The sequence below is a fragment of the Brevibacillus sp. RS1.1 genome, assembly GCF_013284365.1.
GTDB lineage: Bacteria > Bacillota > Bacilli > Brevibacillales > Brevibacillaceae > Brevibacillus > Brevibacillus brevis_D.
Genome location: NZ_JABSVA010000001.1, coordinates 593,200 through 610,689, shown reverse-complemented (window position 1 = coordinate 610,689; position 17,490 = coordinate 593,200). Strand labels below are relative to the sequence as shown.

Here is a 17,490-nt window from a genome sequence, read left to right as displayed (position 1 = left end):
ATCCATAACTTCATGGAATTGCTCACATACTTTATTTGTCATAGAGTTTTCGTAATTTATAACTTCGTTAGAAATGTTTTGTCGAATGATATAGGTGAGTATTTATTATATGAAATTCATTAGAATCAAAAACATTTTGTCGAATTAAGTGAAATAATGTCGAAACATTAAACTTTATCAAGATATAAGATTGATAGTAATATATTGAAGCTAAATTATAAGTATTTGGAGGCATTTATGGGATTATCTCGTAGCGAGCGCAATGAAGACAGAAGAGATGCAAGATTAGAACGCCGTCAAGCTTTAGAGGCAAAAGCCCAAGCAGAAGCAAAAAAATCGTCTATAACTTCTAGTAGCGCTCAACAAAGCACTACAAACTTATCGAAATCATCCGTACAAAAAACTAGTGTAGATAGAGTTGACATTAGTGAAGCGGCAAGAAATTTAGCAGCTACGGTGCCTAAACAAGCTCAAACATCAAATAACAAAGGAGTAATGCATGGTCCGCCGATTCCACCTAATACTGGAAAGACGTGGGGGGAGGCAAGCAGTGAAGCTGCAATTAGTGCTATAGCTGGAACAGTGGTGACTACCTCAGTTGAAACTGGTGGACAAGCCTTATTTAATAATTCGTCCCTTCCAGGACCAATATCGAAAATTATTGGACTAGGGGTATCAACAGCTGATGTTTATTACGATGCCGCAGCTAATATATCTAAAGGCGATACCAAGTTTGGGAGTGATAAATCGATTGCGCAATCTGTTACAGAGGCTGCTACAGGGGCTTTAATATCTGAACTAGGTTCATCGGCATTGGTTAATACAATTGCAGTAACACCAGCTTATATGCAACTAACACCAGAGAATAAAAAAACTACGGCAATAGTGGCTGGATTAACTACAGGTTATGTAATTTCGCTTGCAGATTCAAAGATTGGAGTATCACCAGGATTAGCCGAATATGTTGAGAAAGAAAAAAGTCGAGTTAAAGAGTCGGGTAAAAAAATTAATGAGTATATAAATCTAAGTAACAAAAAAACTTATAGTGATTTTCCATATAAAGAAAAACAAACAATTGATAAATATATGAATAATGTGGCGTTTCAAAATGATCGTATACTAAAAGCAAAGGTAGCTTGGGAAGCCGCTAACCGAATAGGTGATAAAGATGGAAAGGAAAAAGCAAAAGCAGTTGCCAAAGATGCACGACAAAAAGGTGGCATGTCAAGTATAGAGACAACTATAGATCGTATTAAAGAATTGAATGATAAAATACTAAAAGAAAAAAATAATTATAGAGAGGCAGAAAAAAACAAGGACAAAAAGGCTCAAGACGCAGCTCGTGAACGAGCTAACGCATATAGAACCCAAGGTGGTACTATAAGATAAAATGAATGCAACATTGCACCTTCGATTTGAAAAAAGTTTTAAACAAAGATATGACTAACTGGAGGAATAATATGAGAGTACCACGTCATCTGAGAATCTTACTACAAATCATTTTTGTGGTGACTTTGATGTCAGGCTGTTCCCAAACTAATAAACCAGTTGAGACGACTGAATTCATAAAATACGAAGATAAAACTAATAAATTCAATATTTCATATCCAAAAGACTGGATTGTTGACACAACGCGGAAAAATGTAAATGTTCTATTTAACTCGCCAAAAGAGAGTGAAAAAGACGTTTATACAGAAAATATAACTGTAAAGGCGTTTACATTGCCAGAGGAAGCTTCATCTCCTATGGAAAACTATAGAGATGGAATGATTGAGACTATTAAGAAGCAGACACCTGGTATTGAAGTTCTTAATACTTCCGACTTAACAATAAATGAGCTTCCAGCTCTTCAGATCCTTTTAAGAGAAAAGCGAGAAAATGTAGATTTATCGCATCAAATGACTGTTGTATTTAAAGGCAATATGGGATATGTACTAGGATTTACCTGCTTAGATGGAGAGCTTGACAAATATTCCTCAACAACCGATAAAATAATAAATTCTTTTAACATCATCAATTGAAATATTTTTAATCTATCAGGTAGTAAAAATATGTTTCTCCCAAATTTTAAGGGGTATTTTCTTTAGACACTTCGAGATATGTTAAGTAAAGTCGTCGGTAATGATATCATTTGAGAACCTCACCCAGTCATAAAAAGGGTAGCGAGCTGCTTCCTTTCATCAAACAAAAGAGCCCTTCGGATATGATATGATCCCCTCATTGTGGACAGAAAAAAGTAAGCACCTTACTCTGTCTATTATGGGGGGATTTTCTCATGGGAAAAATCAGAAGAACTTTTGACGCTGCCTTTAAGAAAAAAGCAGTGGATTTATATTTGAGAGATGGAATGGGTTATAAAACCGTAGCTAAAGAATTAGGTATCGAACTTCTGTAGTGCGTCGGTGGTTGCACATTATCAAACGGAAGGAATGACGGGTCTTGAAGAGAAACGAGGAAAAGCAAAAGGGCCTGGTATAGGTAGACCCAGAACGAATCCGGAGGATCCTGAGACTAAAATCAAGAGATTAGAAGCGGAAAACGCATTGTTAAAAAAGCTCTTGCAGATGTGAAAGGTGGAATGGATTCTGTACCTGAAAGCAAAAGGTTTGCTATCGTCAATGATTTATCTAATCAAGGATATAGCATTCTGCTTTTATGCCATCTAGCCGAAGTCTCCAGAAGTGGATATTACAGATGGATGAAAAGGCAAGCCATCACCTCTCCAAAGCAGCTTGAAGATGAGCAGGTAAAGGAGAAGATCGCAGAGTGTTTTCATAAAGCCCGGGGAATCTATGGGTATCGTCGGATTAAAGTATGGATCTAGAAGAAATATGAACAGCATGTAAACCGCAAACGTATTCATCGATTAATGAAGGTTACGGGGCTTCAAGCGATCATTCGCAAGAAAAGGCCTTATTACGGCAAAAAAGAAGCGTACGTAATCTCAGACAATCTTCTGAACAGGAATTTCCATGCAGGGAAGCCAAGTGAGAAATGGGTCACCGACATTACTTATCTGATTTTTAATGGACAAAGACTGTATCTATCCGTCATTAAAGATCTATTTAACAACGAGATCATCGCTTATCAGATAAGCCGAAGAAACGATTTGAAGCTCGTTATAGATACTCTCAAAAAGGCTAAAAAGAAACGAAATGTTCGAGGAATCCTGCTTCATAGTGATCAAGGGTTCCAATACACATCCCGTCCATATAACAACTTGATTAAGAAATACAAGATGGTAGCCAGTATGTCCCGAAAGGGAAACTGCTGGGAAAATGTATGTATGGAGAACTTCTTTAGCCATTTTAAATCCGAGTGCTTTAACCGCTGTACGTTCCGTACAGTTGACGAAGTGAAACGTGAAGTTAAACATTACATCCATTTTTACAACCGTGAGCGTTTTCAGCAAAAATTAAACAACCTGAGTCCGTATGAATTCTGAACTCAGGTTGCTTAGAGTGTCTTTTTTATTTCCTGTCTACTTGACAGGGGTCGGTTCATCTCGAGAGACTCTCTTATTTTGATTAGTTCCAATTTACCTTTGATATTTTCCATTTAAAAGCTGCAGATATTAAATACAAAATTGAGGAAACAAAAAATAAAGTAAACATATCTCCTGTCAACAATAAGTAAAGACTTAGAGGTAAGGAGACCACAAAAGAAATAATGATAAGCGGTTGTTTTAGGAACGAGGTAATTAAACCAAATATCGCGGGAAGTAACAAACAAAGTGCGGTAAATACAGAGACAGTTGGTTTGTCGTAAAGCAAAATGTACCAAAGAATAATTGTTCCTACAGAAGCAAGCAAACCACATATCAGCGATAGACTAAACATAGAACTAGATTTCACGTTGCTCACCCTCTTTTCAAAAAATGTAAATACTCCTTCTCTTTTCCAAGATATATATTATAATATATTACTAAAATGTAAAAAAATAGTGAATAGGGAGAGGGAATCAAATGTCAAAAAAGTGGATAGTAGTTCCAGTAGTCTTATCACTTTCTTTTTTAACCGCATTTACTGCTCTTGGTAAAGAGAACAAAGTCATGAAATTGGATGCTGAATCAGGAAGTGAAATCATCTTAAAAAAAGTAGAGTATCGTGAAACCGGAGATGGAGAAGGTCAAGTCACTATTGAAGGAAGAGCTACAGCAGACGGGATAATTGAGGCTTATCAAATTCAAATTGATACAGAAAATGGAACTTACATAACCAAACCATTAGATTACAAGCCAAGTGAAGAAGAGTTGAAGGAAGAAGAATCAGAAAAGGAATTATCTAATGACGAAGTTGGTTCTTCTGAAAACCAACTTCTCGCTGCTAAAAATTACTACAAGGGATGGCTGAGAGCTTCAACAGAAGATCCAGTTCGAATTGAAACCGCTGCATCCAAAATTTCGATGTCCTGGAGTGAAGATAATGACGGCTTGTTGGAGTGTTCGAGTAGTACCTTTAACACATGGGCAGCCAATCCTTCGGAGTTTGATACACACTGGTATAAAAATGGGCAATCGTTCCCTAATTATAAATACAACTCGGATAACTCAAAAATTACACAAACCGCTTGGGCTGCGTATTATAACTACGATTTTGGTAATGACGACCTCCGAACGGATGTAAAACACAACATGACAATGATCCCCGTTAATAAGGACATTGGTAGTGGTCAGTTTGATTATAAAGTGACAATGGATAAGTCCGGAGAATCTTCTGCATTACTTCAACTTAATGTAACAACGAATTAAAAAAGTTCTTCCAAAACAGGAAGATTGGGTGACAATATAGTTATTATGTAAAGTAACGCTCGAATCCTCAAATTCGGGCGTTTTTCGCTATTATGAGTAATTAGCGTTTAGAGAGGTACCTCCAGAAAAACGGATTTAGTGGCTTCAGGAGGAACTTTTAAAGATATATCAACTTTTGGTGGGAGCAAATCAACTTTTTGGGCCAATATCAATATTATACGTTGCATTATGCCACATTATGATCGAGCTGACCTTTGAGGATTGACTTTTATGGAGTGTAAAGCTGTCCTGGACCGAGCGGTTGCGGACACTCTAACCATAAGAAAATGGCGTACATTGACGGCCGAGGCAAAGACTTATGGGATGCACGCAATTGTTGCAAAATCAATCATCACACGCAAGGATCGGGAGAATGTTTACATTACATTCAGCCTCAGATTAAACACGCGTTAAAATGCGAAACTGGACTAAGAGTGGCATGCTACGATCGCCAGTTTTCGTTGACTTAATTCTTCCAGCATAGATCAGCGTTTTTAAAGTTTTGAGGCACCTTCCTGTTATTTAGGAGGTGCCTCGACACGTTATTTGGTATATTCCATCACTTCAAAGGATACAATCTTGAAGAATGCTACATAATCTTTTGAAGTAGTAAATGATTAGTTCTTAATATACTTATTGAACATGTATGTCATTTCATTGAGTATCTTCCAGGTTATTGTTGTAGTAGATGTAGTCTGCTATCCTAGAAGCTATAATAATCTAAAATTAATTCTTGGACAGCAATTGGATCATCTCTTTATTCCTCATCTTAATTGCTTTTTCTAATGGAGTTAAGCGAATCAATGTACTCTCACCATTTATATCTTCTGTATCAACAGTAGTGAGGTTTGGGTCCGCTCCGTGTGCTAACAGTAGTTTAGCAACCTCTGTACGTCCCAAACTTACTGCCTGATAAAGTGGTGAATTAAATTTGTCATAATTCAAGTCAGGCTGTGCTCCAGAATTTATTAATTCTTTTATTATTTCTAATTCACCGGTTGCAATCATGAGCATCGTTAATCCACCATCTCTCTCTATCGCATTAGGATCTGCTCCGTGTTTAAGGAGAAGTCGGACTCCTTCCATATGTTCGTTATATACTGCATAGGCCAGAGGAATTGTAAGATTCTGATCTGGATCATAATAAGACACATTTGGGTCCATACCTGCTTTAAGAAACAACTTCATTAAGTAAATATCTTTATTTCTTGCTGCTTGTACAAAGTCTTTTGAATCAAATTTAGCAGATAACTTCCCAATCTCTTGTCTAGCTTGTATAGGACTCATTGAATCGACTGGATCGGATGGAGCCTGTGCAGGGATTGAGTTTTGTTCTGGTTTCGGTGAAGTGTCAACTTGTTCAGAGATAGGATTAGATGTAGGATTCTGATTTGTTGAGACAGTCTGACTCACATTAATAGCAGATGTTGATTTAGTTTGTTTGGGAAGAGAAGTAGCTTCTTTTTCTGCTGCAGACTTTGGTTTGTTTGTACTGGACTTTGAAAATATATCAGAACCTGTAATGGTCTGAAATACTACTATCCATATGAACAAACAAACCAAGAGAATTGTTCCCAAAAATAAGCTTCGTTTGAGTTTCATAGACATTTTAAGACTTCCCTTCTAAAGAGCATGACAGGAAGATTGTACCATATATTTTTCTTAAATTGTTTACGCATTCGAGCAACATAAACATTATATAGGCACAGTAAATATTGTTTACTGGAACTCGTGTTGATTTTACTAAGCCGGTTTTTCGTTTAGTATCATTCTAGTTCAGAAAGGTAAAAAGATTTACTGGCAAAAATAAAGCGGCCCTTTAAATTTCAGAAGGGGCCGCTTTATTCTATTCCTTCATTAATACAGCCAAATACTTCGATAGGTCATTTAAGGGAGTCGGAGGTGGAATCTTTCGGTCATGTTCCCATTCGTATAGAGTACGTTCACTTATTCCTAAAAGCGCAGCAAACTCTCTCTTTGTGTACCCATAGTAGAAGCGCGCTTTAATAATACGCTCCCCTAAAGTTGATTCCGGCAGTTTCTCAAAACAACCGAGAAAAGCAACTGAGACACCAAGCACATTGGAAAGTCGTCTTAGGCTAGGAGGCGATACTTTCAATTTATTAGCTTCTGCTAATCCAATTGTTCTTGTACACAATCCTGTGACAGCGGCAAGATCAACCAAGTACATCTGTTTTGCTGTACGTGCTGCTCTAAGACGGTCACCAGGACTATCATCTATCATGTCTATAAATGGAGAAAAGGGTGTTTCCTTTTTATATGATATTCCAAGGGTATTATCTTCAACCTTGTCCTTGTGGATTCTTTGGTACTCGAGAGAAGCAAACCTGCTCTTGCTCTCCTCAACAAATCTACAAATACCGCTCAAAACTCTCAGGTCCCTTGCTCGACCGCATCGACCTGCACATCGAGGTGCCGAGAGTACCCGTTCAACTTCTTCACAACAGAAAAGCAGAGGAGTATTCAAAAGACATTCAACGTCGGGTAGAACAGGCGAGGACTGTTCAATGCGAAAGATACCAATATCGTCCAGGATGTCCTTTTAACAGTGTGATGAATGGAGAAGAACTACGCCAATTTGCACAACTAGATAAAGAAGGGCAGGAGATGCTGCAGCTTGCCTTCGAGACATTAGGTTTAAGTGCAAGAGCATACGATAGAATTGTGAAAGTGGCGAGGACAATTGCAGATCTAGATGGGGCTTCCCGTGTAGATGCTGCACATGTAGCAGAAGCAATTCGTTACAGAGCCTTGGACCGAGGGCTACTTTTTTAATGGAGCGGCGACATGATCAAAGCAGAACACAGTATCTGATAAAGGGATAAAACAAGTAGGGGGTTAAGTAAATCATTCTTTAAAGAGGGAACTAAAGTTAATAACATAATAAAGCGAGACAGTATTCAATAATCAAGTAGAGTAAACGAATAAAAGTAGATTCAAGGTGGTAATAAAATTTACTAGTACAACATTTTTGAGACAAAATGTTGCTGAAATGTCTTGGATAAATTACCTGGAGGGTTGTTAATGAAGGTATTCCGTCATCTAAGAAGCTTGATTCAATACTTCTTTGTGATAGGCTTTCTGTTAGGTTGCTCCCATATGTAGAATCCGGATATGATTCGGATGCGATTCGATTGGCATTCAATAGAAAATTGCTCATTTCCTAAGCAAAAAAGTCTTGGTTGCCTCAAATTTGGTTCCTCAACTATTGCTGCTTCGATGCAAAGTTTGTTTTCTTTGCTGCATAGTCACATCTGCAAAGGTCAACACCAGTCCAAATTGTCAAATAGTCAAGTTTTCGAGGTGAAAAATTGGTTAGTCTGCATGTGCCTCGTAAATGAACACACCACATACAGACTAACCACTTCACTACCAATAAAGTAACATTAAGTACTTTTGAAACCTAACCCTACACAATCGTAACAACATAAAACACAAACTCCCCACATCCCCCATTATCCCAAGGCCGACAATACTTCACCGAAATCGACGTCATTCCTCGCCGCAAAGCCTGAAAGGACATCACCTGATGCCCCTCTTGCCCAATACGAGCTGGCGATGATGGAGGAACAAAATGATTGGCATGCAACGATAAAAAGCGAGCATCCACTGGATTAGACAAATCCCACTGGTAGCCTGTAGAGGGATTTGCCACTAGCGTAATCGTGAACAAGTGGCCTTCCTGCACTTGCAGTGTATACGTTGAGGTCTTGACCACTGGCCTTTTTTTCCTCCCTTTAAATGAAGACGATACCCATTTTCCATACCATATGAAAAAGACTCGATAGCTGCTCACGACGGAACAAGCAGAAAAAATTTATTTGCATGTATTTCAAATGATTCCGTTCTTTTACAAGTTGTGGAATTACTTGATACATCTATCATTTTGCGAAAATATAACGATAAAAAATAGCCATTATACGTACAATGTTCCTAATTAATTTGAAACAATTAGTATGATCTGGAAAGGAATATGCATGATGCTGGCGAATAAGTAGGGACAAAGACATGTATTGTCGAAATATCTGCTGATATTTGTAATCTTTATTACCTAGTTGGTGTGATGACTAGAAATATCCACAGAGAGTAGAATTTCTTTTGCTCGTGCATGTAGGTACATTTCCCAGCACTTCCATGGCGTAGAATACCTTGGCATGGAAGAAGCTTTTTCTTTGTGTTCATACTTGCTAGGAAAGGGAAAGGAAAATTGATGGAGAGCATTGCAGAATTATTTAAGAAAAAAGAGTACTACCACGCATTTCAGCCAATATGTCAACTTCCTGAGAAAAGTAGGATAGGGTATGAAGTATTACTTCGCAATAAAGCGGGGATCCATCCAGAGGCATTGTTTTCTTCGGCGAAGGAAAACAAAATGCTGCCAGAACTCGACGCCCATTCCCTGCATTATGCGCTCTTGACTTTTTTTCATTCGTCGATTGAACACAAAAACGAGCTTTTATTCGTGAATATTTTTCCTTCTACCATAATAGAAGACACATTTCCTGGCTTCATTCAAAAGATTGCTCGTTCCTTCCGTCCCTTTTTAACCCAAATCGTTTTGGAGATCAACGAATCGATTATGGAAGGAGAATGCTGGAGCGAACCCATTTTTACACGACGAATAGCTGAACTGAAAAAGTTGGGGTTCCTAATTGCGTTGGATGATGTCGGAGATGGCGCAAACATATTCGGTAAAATTGAAGATATCTCGCCTGATTACATTAAGATTGACCGCTTTTTTTCGCAAGAACTCTCGAGTTCATTAGAAAAGCAAAAGACTGTAAAATTGTTTGTCGATTTTTGCAAAGATGCACCTCAACTCATTCTCGAAGGAGTTGAAGAAGAAGAGGATTTTGCTTGTGCTTCTTTATTGGGCGTTGCAATCGGCCAGGGATACTTGTTTGGTAGACCAGGCAGTTTGCCGAACGAATAAGAGGGCAATGCAGAATTGGAGGAATTTTTATGGCTAGTGATAACAACGTATATTCCCGGAAAGCAACGCTTTCCTTAAAAATATCCGAGTTTGAAGTCCCTCCGATGCAGGATCTGTTGATCATCGGACGGAAAGCACCTATTGGTCCTGAGGCTGTAAGGAGAATGGCGGATGCGCTTTCCCCGGAGCAGTTTACCTTAATAAAGATGAATCATCCAAAGATTGAGGCAGTCTTGTTAAGAAATACCCTTTTGCAAATGATTGATGAAAAATTATTAATGAAAATCATTCTGGAAGAGGCAGAGCGCATGATTAGCGACTCCATGGTTCTGCGATCTGAATTAAAAATAGCATTGTCTGTTCAACGAGAGGTGGATCTATTATGAACATCTCCGACATCATGACGACGACGATTTGTACCATCACCTCTGACAAAAGTGTCTCTTATGCGGCGGAGCGAATGAACGAATCTCAAGTTGATTCGTTAGTTGTCATGGATCACGGAGAGGTGCTGGGAATGGTTACGACAAGAGACGTGTTGTCCGCTCATCCTAACCGAATCGTTGCCGATGCCATGCGCAGTCAGCCGTTCTACCTGTCTGCCAATCACAATGTTTGGGAGGCCTATCACGCGCTTCATCAAGAACAAGGTGGTCTGGCTTTGGTCATGCAAGAGGATCAACTGATCGGATTCATCACAAAAGAAATCGTAGAGATGAAAATAGCAGAGTATCGAGACCCATTATCGGGTTTGTATCGCGCTCCCTACATCGAGTTTATTGGGGAAAATTTTTTAAAGGAGCGTAAACCTTTCCATTTGCTTTTCATCGATTTGAACGACTTTGGCCGAATTAATAAGCTGCATGGTCATCCATTCGGGGATGATGTCATCCGCACCTATTCATCGGTTCTCTCTTCTTTGGCTGAAGAACAGGGGGATTACTTATGTCGTTATGCAGGGGACGAGTTTGTTTTGATCTCTACGATTTCGGATGAACAGATTCAGGAATACATTTCGCTTATTACACGTCCAACAAACGTTCTCGATGTCTTTGTATCTGCAGCTGTTGGCCATGTGAATGGGTACCAAACACCAGACTTCTTCGAAAGGTCCTGGCGGGAATTAATCGCTGAAGCAAGTTTAGGCTCCTCAGCTGCCAAATTATCCAAAACACTTACTTCCACAATGGGATAGGAAAAGTATAGTTTGCAAGTAATGCGCATACACTTTTGGACAGGTTTAGATCTTTCTTTGCAACCGATTATTTTATGGTACGTAATATATAGTGTGAATAGAGCAACATGAGGAGGCAATGACATGATCGTAACTACAACCAGCATGATCCAAGGAAAAGAAGTGGTAGAGTATTTGGATATCGTCAGTGGAGAGGTAATCATGGGTGCAAACGTAGTCCGTGACTTTCTCGCAGGAATTACGGACATCATCGGAGGCAGAAGTGGCTCGTATGAGAGTAAGCTCGCAGAAGGTCGCGAACTGGCCTTGCGTGAAATGAAAGAAAAAGCACGGGCATTGGGTGCAAACGCAGTGATTGGGGTTGATCTCGACTTCGAAACATTGCGGGAAGGTATGATGATGGTTATTGCCACAGGCACAGCAGTCCGTGTAAAGTAAGCCGGTAAACACCCGGCTTTCTTTTTTTACCGAAAGCGGTTCTTATACATGGCAAGCAAGGAGAAGTGAGCATGCAGGTACAAAAAACTCTTCAGGATTTATCGAATAGAATAAACACCCAGCCACAAGGAATCGCTGGATTACATGCGGTTTACCATTTTGTCCTAAGTGGAGAAGAGGGGGGCACCTACGAGGTGGTTTTTGCCGATAATCAAGCAGACTATACGATGGGTGTGACAAGGGAAGGGGGCTGCAAGCTGGAGCTTTCTGATAAAGATTTTATTAAGCTCGTAGAGGGACGCTTGAATCCCACAGTTGCTTTGGTAACGGGCAAGCTAAAAATTAGCGGACAAACGGGACTTTCGTTTAAATTACAAACAATATTGCATCACTATCAATTGCAAAAATAACGAAAAAACTAGTCAATTCTTAAAAAGTTGCGTTAAAATATGACCAAACAATGACACCTACTCTAACACAAAACGAGGGGAAACATGCGCCATATTTGTTCATTGATTGCGATGGTAAGCCAACTGGAAGAACAATCTGTGCGTTTTGATTTTTACCAAGAAATCAGACGACGCAAGCCAGAACGTCAGATATTAAAGCATGATGTACGATTACCGCGTCATTATTTCGATTATTTAATTCATTCAGGAGTATTGGAAGTGGAAACAGATGCCCCATATCAGCCGGGGAAGACCATGCCTGCTTCCATTGGTATGAACATACGCTCGCTCGGTGGAAACGTATTGTTTGACATGTGCTTTGCTCCGCAAACATATAAATTGTGGCAAAACACAGATGCAAGTATAGAAGACCTTTCTCTACCTGCTGATATATTTGAAGAATATGTCTATCGCTTAGGCGCCATCAGTCGTTTTCGCTATTTAGGCCGAATTGATGATCCTGTAACAGCAACAAAGCTTGGTGAGAACGACATGATTGAATTCAAACGCGACTTTCTTTATTCGAAGACGGGAATTATTAAGTCTATTGTGGCGTTTGCGAATTCAAACAATGGGAATTTATTTTTAGGCATTACAGATGAAGGGACAGTGTGCGGGATTGATCATGAGATCGAGCAGTACGGAGACCCGGACAAATACATTCTAGCTATTACGCAATACATCCAAGATAAGACGTCACCGTTTGTGACCCCATTTCCAAAAATTTCATTGAAAAAAATAGATGGGAAAACAGTGGTAGCTATCTTTGTAGAAGCCTCATCTGATTTGATCTGTGGTTTGGACAAAAACAATGAAAAGTATGTGGTAATTCGTACGAATAATCGCTCTGTTATCGTGAAAGATCCGCACCAAATTGGTGAAATTTACGTGAAACGAAAGCTAGGCAGTGAGATCAGCCGTCGATTGGGACTTCTGTAGCGTTATCTTACAGGAATACACGAGGAGGGTTACTGCGTGATATCGTCTTTACGTACGTGTCTACTGGTTATGATAGTGAGCAGCTTGTTCATCACTGGCTGTGCACAGTCTGGCAAGGTTTCTGATGACATGAAAGATCATATCGAGACAGAGCTTGGTACGGTTGAAAAAGTAACAGTGATGTCAACCGATGGTCAGGAAGTATTATTGGACTTGCGCTTGTTTTTGCAAGAACTGTCCGGACAGGGACAAGATTTACAAATATCATCCGAGCCTTTAAAGCAAGAAGATGTACGTTTTACGCTCGTCCTTTATCGGACACAGCAGGCTCCACTTGTCGTGACGGTGGGTGAGTCGGCAAGTGAGTTTGGGGGACACACGTATCGTGGTGCGGGTGCCACCTATTTTTATCAGTGGGTAAACAAGTTAACTGGCAAAGGAGTACTCTCACAAAAAATTCAGAGCGTGCGTTTAGCTGCAGAGGACCTTGGGCAGGCGCGCGTGTTGAACGAATCAGAAGCAGAATACATCAGGAAAGTAATGGGATCGGCAGTCCCAGAAGTGGACAGTCGCAACAAGCAGTATCCACTCTACCCGAACTATCGGATGAGAATGAATTTTGCTGATAAGCCGGTCGAAGTGGCCATTTTAACACCGACGCTGATTGCAGTTCCCTTTGGGAGAGAAACTTTTTTCTTTCACGTAGATGGTAGCCTCTTTTCGCGGTTAACGGAATGGATGCCGCCAAGCAATCGTAAGGATGACAGGATTGACCCGTTATTTAAATCTACACGAATTCGCATCACAGCAAATGGCGAAATGAACGTCCAAGAAACAAAGTTGGATGTCACCCAAACAACGATCGAGCAAGGAATTGCCCATCAATCTGTCCGATTTTTAAAAAATGCAGATCCACTAATTGTTCCACCAAAAGAACCGGGCAAAAAACAATATGAACTTCATTTTTTGGTGAATGATAAAGAGCAGAGAATTGAACTATATCCACGTTATTTTAAGTATGAACAAACTTGGTACATTCATGATGAACTCGCTGAAAACGTGTGGAAATTGTTTCAATCTCTACGAAAATGAGGAATTTCCTCATGAAGTTTCGCATTTCTGGTCACGATAAAACGAACATATTACTACCACTTTTGCAGTTTTTGTCGTAGAATAGTTACGTTGCACTGATAGTGGAGGTTATGACCGGAAGAAGACATACGTCTTTGAACCGGTCTAAAAGCCTGCCGATCTTTATCTGCCATAGGAGGATGGAGAATGAACATTCATGAGTATCAAGGTAAAGAGATACTTAAGCAGTACGGTGTAAAAGTTCCTGAAGGACGCGTAGCTTTCACAGTGGAAGAAGCTGTTGAAGCAGCAAAAGAACTGGGCACCCAAGTAAACGTAGTAAAAGCGCAAATTCACGCTGGTGGCCGTGGTAAGGCTGGCGGTGTAAAGGTTGCAAAAAATCTTGATGAAGTTCGTACATATGCCAGCGAGATCCTTGGCAAAGTACTCGTTACTCATCAAACAGGACCAGAAGGTAAAGAAGTTAAGCGCCTTCTGATCGAGCAAGGCTGCGACATCAAGAAAGAATACTACGTTGGTGTAGTTGTTGACCGTGCTACTGGAAGTGTTGTAATGATGGCTTCCGAAGAAGGCGGTATGGACATCGAGGAAGTAGCAGCAAACACTCCAGAAAAAATCTTCAAAGAAGTAGTTGATCCAGTAACAGGTCTGAATGGCTTCCAAGCTCGTCGCCTGGCTTACGCAATCAACATTCCAAAAGAATTGATTAACAAAGCTGCCAAGTTCATGATGAGCTTGTACCAAGCTTTCGTTGATAAAGATGCTTCTATCGCTGAAATCAACCCACTGGTTGTAACTGGCGACGGTGAAGTAATGGCACTGGATGCAAAACTGAACTTCGACAGCAACGCTCTCTATCGTCACCCTGACATCGTAGCTCTGCGCGATTTGGATGAAGAAGATGAGAAAGAAATCGAAGCTTCCAAGTTCGATCTGTCCTACATCGCACTTGATGGTAACATCGGTTGCATGGTAAACGGTGCAGGTCTGGCGATGGCAACAATGGACATCGTGAAATTCTACGGTGGAGACCCAGCTAACTTCCTTGACGTTGGTGGCGGAGCTACTGAAGAGAAAGTAACGGAAGCGTTTAAAATTATTCTCCGTGACGAAAAAGTAAAAGGTATTTTCGTCAACATCTTTGGCGGCATCATGAAATGCGACGTTATCGCAAACGGCGTAGTGAATGCAGCAAAACAAATCAAATTGGACAAACCTCTCGTTGTACGTCTCGAAGGTACAAACGTAGATTTGGGTAAGAAAATCCTTAATGAGTCCGGTTTGAACATTGTAGCTGCAGAATCTATGGCGGATGGCGCTGAGAAAATCGTATCCTTGGTGAAGTAAGATATTTCGAGTAGATACGTTAAAAAAGGTGGGAAAATTACGCGATGAGTATTCTCGTTAATAAAAATACAAAAGTAATTACGCAAGGGATTACGGGTGCAACTGGTCTGTTCCACACTCGCGGAGCCGTTGAATACGGTACACAAATGGTTGGCGGTGTAACACCTGGTAAAGGTGGAACCGAAGTTGACGGTATTCCAATTTTCAACACAGTAAAAGAAGCAGTTGAAGCAACTGGTGCAACTGCATCTGTTATCTACGTTGCTCCTCCTTTCGCTGCTGATGCGATCATGGAAGCAGTTGACGCTGAACTGGATCTGGTAATCTGCATTACTGAAGGTATCCCAGTTCTGGACATGGTGAAAGTTAAGCGCTACATGGAAGGCAAGAAAACCCTTCTCGTAGGTCCTAACTGCCCTGGCGTAATCACTCCAGGTGAGTGCAAGATCGGTATCATGCCTGGTTACATCCACGTTCCAGGTAAAGTGGGTATCGTATCTCGCTCCGGTACCTTGACTTATGAAGCAGTTCACCAAACTTCTACTCGCGGTCTTGGTCAATCCACAGCTGTAGGTATCGGTGGAGACCCAGTAAAAGGTATGGAGTTCATCGACGTACTGAAAATGTTCAACGAAGATCCAGACACAGAAGCAGTTATCATGTTGGGTGAAATCGGTGGTACTGCGGAAGAAGAAGCAGCAGAGTGGATCGCTGCTAACATGAAAAAACCAGTTGTAGGCTTCATCGGGGGACAAACTGCTCCTGAAGGAAAACGTATGGGCCACGCTGGTGCGATCATCTCTGGCGGTAAAGGTACAGCTGCTGAAAAAATCGCGAAGCTCGAAGAATGTGGTATTCGTGTAGCGAAAACACCTGCAGTTATCGGTGAAACACTTGTTGAATTGCTGAAAGAGCGCGGTATGCTCGAGAAAGTAATGGGCAAGTAAGCAGATAAGACAGAAGTGGACAGGCTTTAGGCTTGTCCACTTTTTTATTTTTGAAGCAGCCTCTTTCTTTCGATAGAATAACTTTCAGAAGCAATTGTGAGCGGGATGAAGGAGGATTTTGGAGTGGAAAAGGCGAAGCTCGACGAGAGAGACTGGGTGTATGTGTTAACGATGATCTCAGGTTTGGGAAGAAAGAAAATCCGAGAGATATTTGAAATCACAGGTTCTTTTCAGATTGCCATCGAAAACTGGCATGAACTGGCACGTGAGCTCAGATTGACTTCCTTGATCACTGGGCAGGTTGACCAGCAAAGCAATGAAGCTCCTGCTATGGCACTATTGGAAAAGCGTGAAGAAGAGGGAACACGCTTCTTATGTCCTTTTGACGATGCTTATCCTGCTTCGCTCCGCAATATTCCCGATTTTCCATGGACGTTGTTTTATCGTGGCGACCACACATTATTGGATAAATTGTCGATTGGCGTCGTTGGTTCGCGCAAACCGACACCATATGGAAGAGCGAGCTGTAGCTTTTTTGTCCGAGAACTGGTACAAGCAGGTCTTGTCATTGTCTCAGGGGTAGCGTATGGAATTGATGCGGAGGCTCACCAAGCTACCTTGAAAGCAGGTGGTAAGACTATAGGCGTGCTCGGTTGCGGAATGAATCACGTTTATCCTTCTCGACATCGAGAACTTTATCGCCAAATTGAATCTTTTGGCCTACTCCTCAGCGAGTATCCTCCTCATATTCCACCTATTTCTGGATTGTTTCCAGAGCGAAATCGTATCATAAGTGGTCTTTCTATCGGTGTATTAGTGGTGGAAGCAGCAGAAAAAAGCGGATCCTTGATTACGGCAGACTGTGCACTTGAGCAGGGCAAAGAAGTTTTTGCGATTCCTGGTCCTATTTTTTCATTGATGAGTGCCGGGCCGCATAACTTGATCAAACAAGGTGCAAAGCTAGTAACGTGCAGTAACGATATATGGGATGAAATCAAACATCATCTTCCAGAAGCCAAGCAAATGCAGCAGGTCAAAAAGAGCAATGCAACCGATGTTATTCCCTTATCTAATGAAGAAAAAGCGATTGTGGAAGCTGTAACCTATGAGGGGATTCATTTGGATGAGTTAATGAGCTGCTTGGAAAAAGACCAACGCAAGATGCTACATCAGCTGGTCATTCGTTTGGAAGCAAAAGGAGCCATTTTGGCACTTCCTGGTGGTTATTTTGCGCGGAGATAGCATATCCGCTAGCTTTTTGGCAATGCCAAGAGGCACAAGTGTTTGACAAACCGGATGAGGGTATTTAATAATAGGGAAGATTCCTTACTAAAAGGGGA

The 17,490-nt window shown here is 40.7% G+C and carries 17 protein-coding genes and 2 pseudogenes; 16 read left to right on the top strand and 3 right to left on the bottom strand.

Annotated elements, in window-relative coordinates; genetic code table 11:
- The first annotated feature begins 237 nt into the window (after positions 1–237).
- The 5 genes and pseudogenes from HP570_RS02690 (at position 238) to HP570_RS02670 (ending at position 4,750) form a co-directional block, all read left to right on the top strand.
- Positions 238–1,389 (top strand): hypothetical protein, encoded by a 1,152-nt coding sequence (locus HP570_RS02690; protein WP_173624814.1) that lies wholly within the window; start codon positions 238–240, stop codon positions 1,387–1,389.
- 71 nt (positions 1,390–1,460) lie between these two features.
- Positions 1,461–2,021 (top strand): PsbP-related protein, encoded by a 561-nt coding sequence (locus HP570_RS02685; protein WP_173607582.1) that lies wholly within the window; start codon positions 1,461–1,463, stop codon positions 2,019–2,021.
- Positions 2,022–2,275: 254 nt separating this feature from the next.
- A pseudogene (locus tag HP570_RS30000) lies at positions 2,276–2,570 on the top strand (transposase).
- A gap of 278 nt (positions 2,571–2,848) precedes the next feature.
- A pseudogene (locus tag HP570_RS02675) lies at positions 2,849–3,445 on the top strand (IS3 family transposase); the annotation flags it as partial.
- Between the two features lie 519 nt (positions 3,446–3,964).
- Entirely contained in the window at positions 3,965–4,750 is a 786-nt protein-coding gene (locus HP570_RS02670) for a hypothetical protein (RefSeq protein ID WP_173607580.1), read from the top strand.
- 765 nt (positions 4,751–5,515) lie between these two features.
- Here the strand turns inward: HP570_RS02670 and HP570_RS02665 are convergent.
- Together HP570_RS02665 and HP570_RS02660 are read right to left on the bottom strand one after the other, a co-directional pair.
- Complete coding sequence (locus HP570_RS02665) at positions 5,516–6,397, bottom strand: ankyrin repeat domain-containing protein (protein WP_173624812.1); 882 nt, start codon at positions 6,395–6,397, stop codon at positions 5,516–5,518.
- Between the two features lie 238 nt (positions 6,398–6,635).
- Positions 6,636–6,980: a helix-turn-helix domain-containing protein gene (locus tag HP570_RS02660; RefSeq protein WP_254495052.1), complete on the bottom strand. Its 345-nt coding sequence runs from the start codon at positions 6,978–6,980 to the stop codon at positions 6,636–6,638.
- A 74-nt stretch (positions 6,981–7,054) separates the two neighbouring features.
- On the opposite strand from HP570_RS02660, the gene HP570_RS02655 reads away from it, so the two are divergent.
- On the top strand, positions 7,055–7,585 hold the full coding sequence (locus HP570_RS02655) for a magnesium chelatase subunit ChlI family protein (RefSeq protein ID WP_309139175.1): 531 nt from the start codon (positions 7,055–7,057) through the stop codon (positions 7,583–7,585).
- Between the two features lie 634 nt (positions 7,586–8,219).
- Here HP570_RS02655 and HP570_RS02650 read toward each other — a convergent pair.
- Entirely contained in the window at positions 8,220–8,528 is a 309-nt protein-coding gene (locus tag HP570_RS02650) for a protease inhibitor I42 family protein (RefSeq protein WP_173624811.1), read from the bottom strand.
- A gap of 492 nt (positions 8,529–9,020) precedes the next feature.
- On the opposite strand from HP570_RS02650, the gene HP570_RS02645 reads away from it, so the two are divergent.
- From HP570_RS02645 to dprA, 10 genes are all read left to right on the top strand, one after another.
- Complete coding sequence (locus HP570_RS02645) at positions 9,021–9,743, top strand: EAL domain-containing protein (protein WP_173624810.1); 723 nt, start codon at positions 9,021–9,023, stop codon at positions 9,741–9,743.
- 29 nt (positions 9,744–9,772) lie between these two features.
- Entirely contained in the window at positions 9,773–10,129 is a 357-nt protein-coding gene (locus HP570_RS02640) for a hypothetical protein (protein ID WP_015891775.1), read from the top strand.
- The gene (locus tag HP570_RS02635) at positions 10,126–10,938 is read left to right on the top strand and encodes a CBS domain-containing protein (protein ID WP_173624809.1); all 813 of its coding nucleotides are present in this window, start codon (positions 10,126–10,128) and stop codon (positions 10,936–10,938) included. Before HP570_RS02640 ends, HP570_RS02635 begins: the two co-directional genes overlap by 4 nt.
- A 123-nt stretch (positions 10,939–11,061) precedes the next feature.
- Positions 11,062–11,376 (top strand): YbjQ family protein, encoded by a 315-nt coding sequence (locus HP570_RS02630; protein ID WP_015891773.1) that lies wholly within the window; start codon positions 11,062–11,064, stop codon positions 11,374–11,376.
- Between the two features lie 71 nt (positions 11,377–11,447).
- On the top strand, positions 11,448–11,786 hold the full coding sequence (locus tag HP570_RS02625) for an SCP2 sterol-binding domain-containing protein (RefSeq protein WP_173624808.1): 339 nt from the start codon (positions 11,448–11,450) through the stop codon (positions 11,784–11,786).
- Positions 11,787–11,870: 84 nt separating this feature from the next.
- Complete coding sequence (locus HP570_RS02620; RefSeq protein ID WP_015891771.1) at positions 11,871–12,764, top strand: AlbA family DNA-binding domain-containing protein; 894 nt, start codon at positions 11,871–11,873, stop codon at positions 12,762–12,764.
- A gap of 36 nt (positions 12,765–12,800) precedes the next feature.
- Positions 12,801–13,856, top strand: coding sequence for a hypothetical protein (locus tag HP570_RS02615; protein WP_173624807.1), 1,056 nt, complete (start codon positions 12,801–12,803; stop codon positions 13,854–13,856).
- Positions 13,857–14,042: 186 nt separating this feature from the next.
- Entirely contained in the window at positions 14,043–15,203 is a 1,161-nt protein-coding gene (gene sucC / locus HP570_RS02610; RefSeq protein ID WP_016743310.1) for an ADP-forming succinate--CoA ligase subunit beta, read from the top strand.
- Positions 15,204–15,247: 44 nt separating this feature from the next.
- On the top strand, positions 15,248–16,150 hold the full coding sequence (sucD, locus tag HP570_RS02605; protein WP_015891769.1) for a succinate--CoA ligase subunit alpha: 903 nt from the start codon (positions 15,248–15,250) through the stop codon (positions 16,148–16,150).
- Between the two features lie 123 nt (positions 16,151–16,273).
- The gene (gene dprA, locus HP570_RS02600) at positions 16,274–17,392 is read left to right on the top strand and encodes a DNA-processing protein DprA (protein ID WP_173624806.1); all 1,119 of its coding nucleotides are present in this window, start codon (positions 16,274–16,276) and stop codon (positions 17,390–17,392) included.
- The last annotated feature ends 98 nt before the right edge of the window (positions 17,393–17,490 follow it).